This window comes from Thermovirga sp. (assembly GCF_017656375.1).
Taxonomy (GTDB): Bacteria; Synergistota; Synergistia; order Synergistales; family Thermovirgaceae; genus Thermovirga.
Window position 1 is genome coordinate 46,079 of sequence record NZ_JACDOB010000010.1, and the last position, 9,166, is coordinate 55,244.

Sequence of the window (9,166 nt, forward strand, 5' to 3'; positions counted from 1 at the left end):
ACTCTACTGGGAGGAAAGAGGCAAACGATAAGGTGACCTTTTAATTGTCTCAATAACAGGCAGGAGCAAATTCTTTATTGTGGTTGCTATATCAAAATAAATTTCATCACTGTTGCCAATAGGGTCAGGAATATCTCCATTTTTACATAAGAACATGGAAGCATTTTTACTTGCACTTCCACCGCACTCTAAATAAAGGTCATACAATCTAATCACGTTCCCTTTAGATCCAGTTATTTCGTTCTTGATAGTATAAACATGGGCATTGGTCATACCCACAAATAAAGTGTCTCCAACTACCGCAATATCTCTAATATTTCTCGTTCTATGAGTCGAAATATCGACACCAAACCTACTCATGGCCCGAACAGCTTCAGGGGCAGCTGGAAACCTTCCATAAACAGCTGTTCCCGCCGAAAGAGCATGCCATACCCCATCAAGAGCTTCCATGCGGAAAAGATAATTAGCCAGCCCCTCCGCCATCGGGCTTCGGCAAGTGTTTCCTGTGCAAACAAAAATTATAAATTTCCCCTCTTTTGTAGCTAATTCTTCAGCTTTATATCCAATCATGAGAGTTTTTCCAGAGTTACTTCTTTCATTAAATCCCCAACCTTTTCCCTGCTGGATATCCCTTTCTCTATGTGAAGCGCATCCTCCCATGCACATGCCATAGAAAAGCGAATCATGTCCTCAACGTCCATACCTTCAACAAAACCCACCATCAAGCCTGCCATAAGGGCTTCTCCGGCGCCAAACATTGACACAAGCCCTTTCCTGCCGAACTCCGCAAGGTACACCCCCTTGGGGGTAAAGAAAACCTCGCCATAGGCCCTGTACGACGTGGTAGCCCATTCGACACCATATTCATGCACCTTTGAAACCAAAGAAATAAGGTTATCCAAAGAGGTAAGGGAAATACCCGCCATTTGATTGATAAATCTACGATCTATCTTAGCTATATTAGGCCCTGTCTCCAGAGCCTCCATCAAGGAAGGACCAGCAGCGTCAACCAGTGTAGTAATTCCTTTGTTCTTAGCTCGAGATATAAGTTCTCTATATATATCCTGTGGGACTCCAGGAGGAAGCGATCCCCCCATATAAACAAATTTCGCCCTAGTTAGCATTCTGTCGTAGTTATTTAAAAACCTGCCAAGGGCACCTTCAGACACATAAGGTCCACTTTCGGTTACACCTGTTTCTACATGGCCTATTTCATCTACTATGTACACGTTCGTACGGGTTTCCCCTCGCACATGAACAAAATTAGTGGTAATTCTCTTCTTCCTAAGTTCGTCTCTTATAAATTCACCGTTAAAACCGGCAAGAAACCCCATTGCAGCGGAAGAATACCCTAACTGGGAAAGTATCAACGATACATTTACTCCCTTACCGCCAGCAGATCTATTAGTTTCACTAGCTCTAAACCATCCACCTGGTCTGAATTCCGGAACTACGTATTCCTCATCCACTGCCGGATTAAGTGTGACAGTGATTATCATAACTATCCCCCCTCCCTGTTTCTAAATCCAGGATAAGGAGCCAAGACATGCTGGCCCCTCATCCCATTAAACCACATATTAGCTAAGTCCAACGAACCTCTTTGCCTCTTCGGCACTGGCCACCTTTTCCGCTTTGAGAATTTTACCTTTAGAAAGCTCTAACATCATAGGCATCTCTTCAATTCCTAACTTTTCCGTCATTCTTGAGTTCTTATACCCATCAATTAAAACCAAATCCTGTACTTGGGATTTCAACTCTTCTAGTTGGGATGCAAGACCCATTTGGGATTCATCTATACTTGAGTACAGGAATATGAAAGTATGCTCCGGCTCAAAAACTTTCTGCCTCAAATGTAACTGTTCAGCAATATAAGCATATGCAGCCATTGCTGCGGTGGCTCCATCTCCAGCAGCAGTTATTACTTGCCTCAGATATTTATCTCTCACATCACCTGCTGCAAAAACTCCTTCAACAGATGTCTCCATTCGATCGTTAGTCTTAATCCATCCACCAGGAGCGACATCCACCATATCTCCTAAAAATTTCGCGTTGGGCTCCATACCAACAAAAACAAAAACACCAGCAACTGGCAATTCGCTAGTTTCTTGCGTCTTAACATTATGAAGGACAAGGTGAGTCACCATATCGTCACCAGCTATCTCCTTAACCACAGTATTCCATATCACTTCAATCTTATCGTTGCTCAATGCCCTTTCCACTGCTACTTTGTCCGCTCTAAAACTATCTCTGCGATGGATTATATAAACCTTAGAAGCAAACTGGGTCAAATACAAAGCCTCTTCAACAGCAGTATTACCTCCTCCTATTACAGCAACTTCCTGTTCTTCAAAGAAGGCTCCGTCACATACAGCACAATAGCTTACACCTCTGCCGGTAAACTCTTCCTCGCCAGGAACTCCCAACTTCCTGAATTTTGCTCCAGTCGCAACTATTATCGCCTCAGCCTCTATTGTGCCATTGTCCGTCACCACGAATTTTGATCCATCTTTAACTTCTATTTTTTGGACTTCGGCATCCCTGAATTCTGGTCCAAAGTGCTCTGCGTGTTTCCTAAAGGACTCCGCTAGCTCTGGTCCCGATGCATGAATGACTCCCGTCCAATTTTCTATCTCATCAGTCAAGTTTATCTGGCCACCTGGAACGCCTTTTTCCAAGACTAACACATCCAACCCAGATCTTCTTCCATAAATTGATGCAGTAAGCCCTGCTGGGCCAGCACCTATAACTACTAATTCTCTCTTTTCCATAACTAATTCCTCCTTTTTATAATTTCTAACATTAAATTTAATTCCCAGTGTTTCTTCAAAGGTTGCTAAATTTATTTTCTTTGAAACACTAGCACTCTATCAAGTCCCGACAAATCTTTCCGCACGCCAACTAAGTTAAATTGCCCTCCATATAATTTCGACAATTGCCTCCACTGAAGGGTCGAACCTATTTCCATAACAAGGTGCCCTCCATGGGACAATAGTCTATTAGCCACAGAACATAATAGGTTATAATACTTAAGCCCATCAGTTCCACCATCGAGGGCTTCTATGGGCTCATAAAGTCTCACTTCGGGCATTAAATTTTGTATCTCCGTAGTAGGTATGTATGGGGGATTGCTCACTATTAGGTCAACCCTTTCATAAGCTTCGGGCAAATCCCAAGTTCCATTGGAATGCCACAAGAGAACCCTTTCCAAAACTCCCAAATTCTTAAAATTCCACCAGGCATAAAACAAAGCCTTGGGCGAGCAATCCACGGCCACGGCCTTACAGGTTGCCTTCTCTGAAAGAATAGCAGCAGCGATACATCCACTGCCCGTTCCCCAATCCAGGAAAATTCCTTCTTCAAAGATCTCTAATGCCGCTTCCACCAAAATCTCCGTCTCTGGCCTCGGCACTAAACACCCTGGCCCTACTTTGAAGGTCAGCCCCCAAAATTCACTCTCACCTGTTATATACTGCAAAGGCTCTCTCTTGACCCTTCTTTCAAGCACTTCTTTAAACTTCGTTTTTTCGGCTGCGCTGAGCATATGTTCTGGGTAGCCATGAATATACCCTCGCCCTTTCCCAGTTGCCCACTCTAATATAAAGTCGGCCTCAAGAGATGGGTTAGGAACTCCTATTGATGAGAGTTCCTTAAAAGCCAAAAGCCTGGCCTCCCTAAAATTCATTTCTTAGCTCCCCAAGGCTTTTAATTTCTCCGACTGGTCCGCGAGTATAAGAGCGGAAATCATTTCATCGAGGTCACCGTCCAGCATTTGGTCCAGCTTATACAAGGTCAAACCAATTCTATGATCTGTCACCCTGTTCTGTGGGAAGTTATAAGTCCTAATTCTCTCTGATCGATCTCCTGTCCCAATCTGTCCCTTACGTTCTGCAGCCAGCTCAGATGCCTGTTTCTGAATCTCGTTGTCCAAAAGTTTGGCTCGCAACAGTTTAAGCGCTTTTGCCCTGTTCTTAATCTGAGATCTCTCGTCCTGACATGTCACTACTATGCCTGTGGGCAAATGAGTAATGCGCACAGCAGAATCTGTCATATTTACATGCTGACCACCTGCGCCACTTGCCCTGTAGGTATCTATTTTAAGATCCTCATCTCTTATTTCCACATCCACATCTTCGGCTTCAGGCAAAACGGCTACGGTAGCCGTGGAAGTGTGTATCCTCCCACTTGACTCAGTTACAGGAACTCTCTGTACCCGATGCACGCCACTTTCATATTTGAGCTGGCTATAAGCCCCCGTACCATCTATTCTGAACACAATTTCCTTGTATCCACCTATACCTGTTTCGTGCATGGTCATTATCTCTGTAGCCCACCCTTTTCGTTCTGCGAAACGAGCGTACATCCTATATAGGTCCCCAGCGAAAAGGGCTGCCTCGTCGCCACCAGCTCCAGCTCGTATTTCCATTATTACGCTCTTTTCATCATTTGGATCCTTAGGAAGCAACAGTAGCCTAAGTTTTTCGCTCAATCTTTCTTCTTCCGGTCCCAGCTCGTTGAGCTCTTCGTGGGCCATATCGGCAAGTTCCTTATCGCTCGAATGTAATAAGGATCTGGCTTCCGCCATCCTATCAGTTACTTCCTTGTATTGCCTATAGGTTTGGACTATTTCTTCGAGAGTTGAATGTTTCTTCGCAAGCTTTTGCAACTCTTTCGGGTCTGAAATATACTGCGGATCTGCAAGTTTTCTTTCTATCTCTTGATAGGTTTCTTCAACTTCTTTGAGTTTTTTCGATAAATCCATTACCCTCACCATCCGGTTCTTGGTTGTAACTTTCTACATCGCATCCTAGGGCCACTTCCAACGCCCTGATAGCGACAGCCAATTGCTCCATATCTGGTTCCCTTGTCGTAAGATATTGCAACCAAAGAGTTGGTAACATAAAAAGCCTTCCTACTCGTCCGGCTTTACCACACCACTTTATTATCTCGTATGATATGCCTATTACAAGAGGCAACAACAAAACTCTGGATCCAATTCTCACAATAAGTCCCCTAGTGGGAACAACAGAAAAAACTATAATGCTAATTATAACAACCACCAAAAGGAATGATGTTCCACATCTAGGATGAATCCGTGAATAAGTACTAACTTTAGCTGGGGTAAGCTCCTCTCCGCTTTCATACGCGTTTATAGTCTTATGCTCGGCACCATGATAAGCAAACACTCGCCTAATATCTTTCCAGAGCCCTATGACAGCAACATATCCTACAAAAATTGCTCCTCTTATGATTCCTTCAAGTACCTGTCCAACCCCTTCACCTAAACCCCAAAAGCCCACTAGCCAGTCCGACATCAAAAGGGGTAGAACAACAAAAAAAACTATCACTGCAATAATAGCTATAGCAACAGAGATAATAAATCCACCCTTGCCGATGGACTCTTCCTCTGGAAGAGCTATTTCTGCCGATAGAGAAAGGGCCTTAGCTCCAGTACAAAGCATTTCCGCCATAACAGCCAGGCCTCTTAATATCGGCAAATTCCAAAACCCTTTATCTGCCCAAGACCTGCCAATCCAACTTTTAGTCCAAATGTCTCCTGTCGGAGTCCTCACCGCAAGCCCCCATCGTTTTGGCCCCTTCATGAGAACCCCCTCAAGTACCGCTTGCCCCCCAACGGGCACTTCACGCTTCAGCCTAAATAACAAAATACAACCAAGCAACCTCGCTAACTGGCTAAAAATCAAGGACATCCGCCAATACTTCCTCTACGTTTTTATATGGCTCGCCACACGAAGATACTTCCTTGCATTTTCCATAAACTACACACGAAGGGCCAGCAAGCTTAAAAATCAGGGGAGCTTTTTCCCTTACCAAAAGCAACATCCTTCTGGCAACCTCTCGAATCTCCCATTGAGCTCGCCTGCACAGCCTTAGGCTAAAGAAATGATGCAGCTCTCTCGCGTTCATCGTGACCACTATTCGCGTCTTCCAAGAATGAGGCAATACATACCTAGCATCTTCTCGTGGCACACCACGCTCTACAAGCAATTTATAAACTTCAAAGCTGTTTTGCACTATCTTCATATACTTATCTTTCAAGGCTCCGTCTTTAGTAATGGATGGAGGAACTACAACTTCAGGCTTTTCCATCAATACATACCTTTGGCTTTGCTGGGAGTAACTTGCAAGTCTATGCCTAACAAGCTGATGAGTACAAACCCTACTTAAGCCATCCATAGCAAAAGTAAAGGCAACATGCTCGAAAGGAGACATATGGCCAGACTTAACCAGGTGGGCCAAAAGCTTTGCGCTTTGATGGTCGCTCAGCCCCTCCTTTAAATTACAAGCTGACACATCACTGTAACAAAGCTTAGCTGAGGCAGCAACAACCCTGTCAGGCTCAGGGGTAAAAGACAAAAGCTCAACGGACACACTCATGGTTCATCACGTTCTAAAGAGGGAGCTTTGCCCCCTCTTTAGCCCTGTTCCTTTTCTGCAGTTTCTTCCACGGGACGACCAAAACGGGTCCCAGCATACTTGCGCTGGAACTTCTCAACCCTACCGGCCTCAATAACAAGCGACCCTCTCTTGCCAGTGTAGAAGGGATGGCACGAGGAACAAACTGCAACTTTTATTTCCTTCAAAGTTGACCTCGTCTCAAACCTGTTGCCACAAGCACAACTTACCTTACAGGGACCATATTCAGGATGAATATCCTTCTTCAACGAAAACACCTCCACGCTACATACTTTACACCACAAGTTGTGAATGTATCACACCTAAGCTTAAAGCACAAGAGGATATATTACAAGTGCATTACACCAAGACCACATCGCTCGTGATGGGCTACCGCATGATAAGCCGTATCTCCTAGAACCGCTACAGCTATCCAGCGGTCATTTCTCACTATGCCTATTTTTGCCCCTATACTCGCTTCAAGCATGCTCATGCTTACAAAACCATTCAAGGCCTCAACCGCAGCATGCATCAACGCATGCATCTCGTTGGATTCCTTCTCCACAACTCCCGCATTCAAAGCCGCACCTACGAGGGCCCTTGTTATCTTCTGTGGCAACTCTCCAGCCAAACCTCCAACTTCTGTCGCAACCGCTTTCCAGCCACTAGCAATTATCTGCTTCTTCACGCTCTCCTCCTCTTCTTCATCGGTAGTGAGAGCAAGCAAAAGGGCAGCTCTTCCAACTTGGCTTCTTTGTTTAAGGTCTATCTTTACACTGAGTTTTACGTACTCCATCTCCTGATTACCGCAACTTTCTTTTATTTCTTCAGCCTCTTCTTCACGCTCTTGCGGAAGGTCACCAAACCCTATAAAAGTTTTCCAGTCCATTTTATAAACCTCCAAATAAACATACATAGGTTATTTTACATGACATACGGCTTCTGAGCATAGTGGCAATATGCATTTTCGCCCCATTCTAAGAATTATTTTCCTCAATGCTAGTTCTCACATATCTACAAGCTATCTAAATCAAGACTTGAAACATATGTCACATAAAATTATACTTAAATTGAAATGTAGGCAAATTACATAAATGAAACAACGAACAGATTGAAAGGGGGGGACTAAAAACTAGTTACTAGAAAAAGCAGTAAGAGGGGAGTTTTAGAGTCTAAAAATTAAAGGAGGCGATTTGATAATGAAGAAGGTTGTGGCATTAGCTTTAGTTCTTGTAATGGCAATGGCCTGTACGGCTTCCGCTAAAACATTTGTTTCGCTCGCTACAGGTGGAACTGGAGGTACATACTATCCTGTAGGTGGAGGGATAGCAGATATAGTAAGCAGAAATCTTCCTGATGTTCAAATGACTGCAGAAACAGGAAACGCATCAGTGGCGAACCTCAATCTTATAGGTACCCACCAGATTGAGATGGGCCTGGTACAAAATGACGTTGCATATTTCGCATACCACGGAAAAATGATGTTCGATAAGCCCTTCAAAAACGTCCGGGCAATAGCTACTCTTTATCCTGAAACCATTCAAGTAGTGGCCCTCAAGAATGCTGGAGTCAAAACCATAAAAGATCTTCCTGGCAAGAGGGTTTCTGTTGGGGCTCCAGGTTCAGGAGTTATGGCAGACGTCCAGTTAATATTCCGGACTCTGGGCTACAAATTCTCCGACATGAAGACTGACTTCTTGGACTTTAACAACACAGCCCAGCGGATGAAAGATGGCCAGATTGACGTAGGTTTCGTTGTAGCTGGGTTCCCAACCTCAGCGATAATGGATCTTGCAACCATGCACGACATCACCTTGGTTTCCTTTGACGAAGAAACCATAAAGAAGCTTCATGCCGAATATCCATTTTTCGTGAAAAATGTGATACCCGCAGGAACCTATAAAGGCGTAGACAAAGACACTACCACTGTGGCCGTTCAGGCCATGTGGGTATGCGATGCTGATCTTGACGAGGACACAGTCTACAAAATTACTAAAGCCTTCTGGGAAAACGTGGAAGACCTATATAAGGTACACTCGAAAGCTAAAATGATAACCCTTGACACTGCTTTACAGGGTATCTCCGTACCAGTACACCCAGGTGCCGCAAAATATTACAAAGAAATAGGCATGCAGGTACCTGAGATTGAGTAAATTTGCGGTAGCATGCGCCCTTCGTATAAGTAGAAGGTACTGATGGTGAAACTTGTATGAGTTAAACAACAAAGTCCTTGCCCTGCCAGCTGGCGGGGCAAGGACTTTGTTTATATAAGGGTTCCTCTAATTTTCTTCAGACTCTGCGTCCTGCTCGGGACTTGCTCTCTACATACAACGAGCATACCGGACTCATAAAAAAAGAAGGCGCCTTAAGGCGCCTTCTTTTGCTAGTTTTCGAAGTAAGGTGTTTTTACAGCTTGACTACGTTTGAGGCCTGAGGGCCTTTATTACCTTGGGTAACTTCGAAAGAGACTTGCTGGCCCTCTGCCAAAGTCTTAAAGCCATCTCCCTCTATAGCTGAAAAGTGGACAAATACATCAGTTCCGTTATCGGACGTGATGAAACCATAACCCTTAGACTCGTTAAACCATTTTACTGTTCCGTTCATTGTCAAAATATTTCCTCCTAAAGCTTTAAAAAGCGAATATTGGTCGCCGGCTGACCATATGGAGAACAGTACAGGAAAACCATCAACCTGTCAAGCAATATTTTCTACCCACTTGTAGATGTGCCTAAGTTTCGTTCCGACTACTTAG

The 9,166-nt window shown here is 44.2% G+C and carries 11 protein-coding genes; 1 reads left to right on the forward strand and 10 read right to left on the reverse strand.

The annotated features are described in order from the left end of the window. Positions 1 to 3 precede the first annotated feature (3 nt). The 9 genes from H0Z23_RS04840 to H0Z23_RS04880 form a co-directional block, all read right to left on the reverse strand. Positions 4 to 570 carry a hypothetical protein gene (locus H0Z23_RS04840; RefSeq protein WP_296867843.1) on the reverse strand — a complete coding sequence of 189 codons (567 nt, stop codon included), beginning with the start codon at positions 568 to 570 and terminating at the stop codon, positions 4 to 6. After that, the gene (locus H0Z23_RS04845) at positions 567 to 1,499 is read right to left on the reverse strand and encodes a 1-phosphofructokinase family hexose kinase (protein ID WP_296867844.1); all 933 of its coding nucleotides are present in this window, start codon (positions 1,497 to 1,499) and stop codon (positions 567 to 569) included. The genes H0Z23_RS04840 and H0Z23_RS04845 overlap by 4 nt, the downstream gene beginning before the upstream one ends. A gap of 78 nt (positions 1,500 to 1,577) precedes the next feature. After that, the gene (gene trxB / locus H0Z23_RS04850; protein WP_296867845.1) at positions 1,578 to 2,768 is read right to left on the reverse strand and encodes a thioredoxin-disulfide reductase; all 1,191 of its coding nucleotides are present in this window, start codon (positions 2,766 to 2,768) and stop codon (positions 1,578 to 1,580) included. A 71-nt stretch (positions 2,769 to 2,839) separates the two neighbouring features. Next, positions 2,840 to 3,682, reverse strand: coding sequence for a peptide chain release factor N(5)-glutamine methyltransferase (gene prmC / locus H0Z23_RS04855; RefSeq protein WP_296867846.1), 843 nt, complete (start codon positions 3,680 to 3,682; stop codon positions 2,840 to 2,842). A gap of 3 nt (positions 3,683 to 3,685) precedes the next feature. Next, positions 3,686 to 4,759, reverse strand: a complete 1,074-nt coding sequence (gene prfA, locus H0Z23_RS04860) for a peptide chain release factor 1 (protein WP_296867856.1) — start codon at positions 4,757 to 4,759, stop codon at positions 3,686 to 3,688. Then, complete coding sequence (locus tag H0Z23_RS04865) at positions 4,728 to 5,708, reverse strand: DUF1385 domain-containing protein (protein WP_296867847.1); 981 nt, start codon at positions 5,706 to 5,708, stop codon at positions 4,728 to 4,730. The genes prfA and H0Z23_RS04865 overlap by 32 nt, the downstream gene beginning before the upstream one ends. Beyond that, on the reverse strand, positions 5,692 to 6,396 hold the full coding sequence (thyX, locus tag H0Z23_RS04870) for an FAD-dependent thymidylate synthase (protein WP_296867848.1): 705 nt from the start codon (positions 6,394 to 6,396) through the stop codon (positions 5,692 to 5,694). The genes H0Z23_RS04865 and thyX overlap by 17 nt, the downstream gene beginning before the upstream one ends. A gap of 38 nt (positions 6,397 to 6,434) precedes the next feature. Then, positions 6,435 to 6,683: a 50S ribosomal protein L31 gene (gene rpmE, locus H0Z23_RS04875; RefSeq protein WP_296867849.1), complete on the reverse strand. Its 249-nt coding sequence runs from the start codon at positions 6,681 to 6,683 to the stop codon at positions 6,435 to 6,437. Positions 6,684 to 6,763: 80 nt separating this feature from the next. Next, positions 6,764 to 7,303, reverse strand: a complete 540-nt coding sequence (locus tag H0Z23_RS04880) for a HutP family protein (protein ID WP_296867850.1) — start codon at positions 7,301 to 7,303, stop codon at positions 6,764 to 6,766. Positions 7,304 to 7,613: 310 nt separating this feature from the next. On the opposite strand from H0Z23_RS04880, the gene H0Z23_RS04885 reads away from it, so the two are divergent. Then, positions 7,614 to 8,567, forward strand: a complete 954-nt coding sequence (locus tag H0Z23_RS04885) for a TAXI family TRAP transporter solute-binding subunit (RefSeq protein ID WP_296867851.1) — start codon at positions 7,614 to 7,616, stop codon at positions 8,565 to 8,567. 253 nt (positions 8,568 to 8,820) lie between these two features. Here the strand turns inward: H0Z23_RS04885 and H0Z23_RS04890 are convergent, their stop codons facing one another. Further along, the gene (locus H0Z23_RS04890; protein ID WP_296867852.1) at positions 8,821 to 9,018 is read right to left on the reverse strand and encodes a cold-shock protein; all 198 of its coding nucleotides are present in this window, start codon (positions 9,016 to 9,018) and stop codon (positions 8,821 to 8,823) included. Positions 9,019 to 9,166: the final 148 nt, after the last annotated feature.

What these genes read in the sequence shown, in the direction of transcription:
- trxB (WP_296867845.1), bottom strand. Translation starts at nt 2,768, where the DNA reads ATGGAAAAGAGAGAATTAGTAGTTATAGGTGCTGGCCCAGCAGGGCTT.
- H0Z23_RS04845 (WP_296867844.1), bottom strand. Translation starts at nt 1,499, where the DNA reads ATGATAATCACTGTCACACTTAATCCGGCAGTGGATGAGGAATACGTA.
- prfA (WP_296867856.1), bottom strand. Translation starts at nt 4,759, where the DNA reads ATGGATTTATCGAAAAAACTCAAAGAAGTTGAAGAAACCTATCAAGAG.
- H0Z23_RS04885 (WP_296867851.1), top strand. Translation starts at nt 7,614, where the DNA reads ATGAAGAAGGTTGTGGCATTAGCTTTAGTTCTTGTAATGGCAATGGCC.
- prmC (WP_296867846.1), bottom strand. Translation starts at nt 3,682, where the DNA reads ATGAATTTTAGGGAGGCCAGGCTTTTGGCTTTTAAGGAACTCTCATCA.
- H0Z23_RS04880 (WP_296867850.1), bottom strand. Translation starts at nt 7,303, where the DNA reads ATGGACTGGAAAACTTTTATAGGGTTTGGTGACCTTCCGCAAGAGCGT.
- H0Z23_RS04890 (WP_296867852.1), bottom strand. Translation starts at nt 9,018, where the DNA reads ATGAACGGAACAGTAAAATGGTTTAACGAGTCTAAGGGTTATGGTTTC.
- H0Z23_RS04840 (WP_296867843.1), bottom strand. Translation starts at nt 570, where the DNA reads ATGATTGGATATAAAGCTGAAGAATTAGCTACAAAAGAGGGGAAATTT.
- thyX (WP_296867848.1), bottom strand. Translation starts at nt 6,396, where the DNA reads ATGAGTGTGTCCGTTGAGCTTTTGTCTTTTACCCCTGAGCCTGACAGG.
- H0Z23_RS04865 (WP_296867847.1), bottom strand. Translation starts at nt 5,708, where the DNA reads ATGTCCTTGATTTTTAGCCAGTTAGCGAGGTTGCTTGGTTGTATTTTG.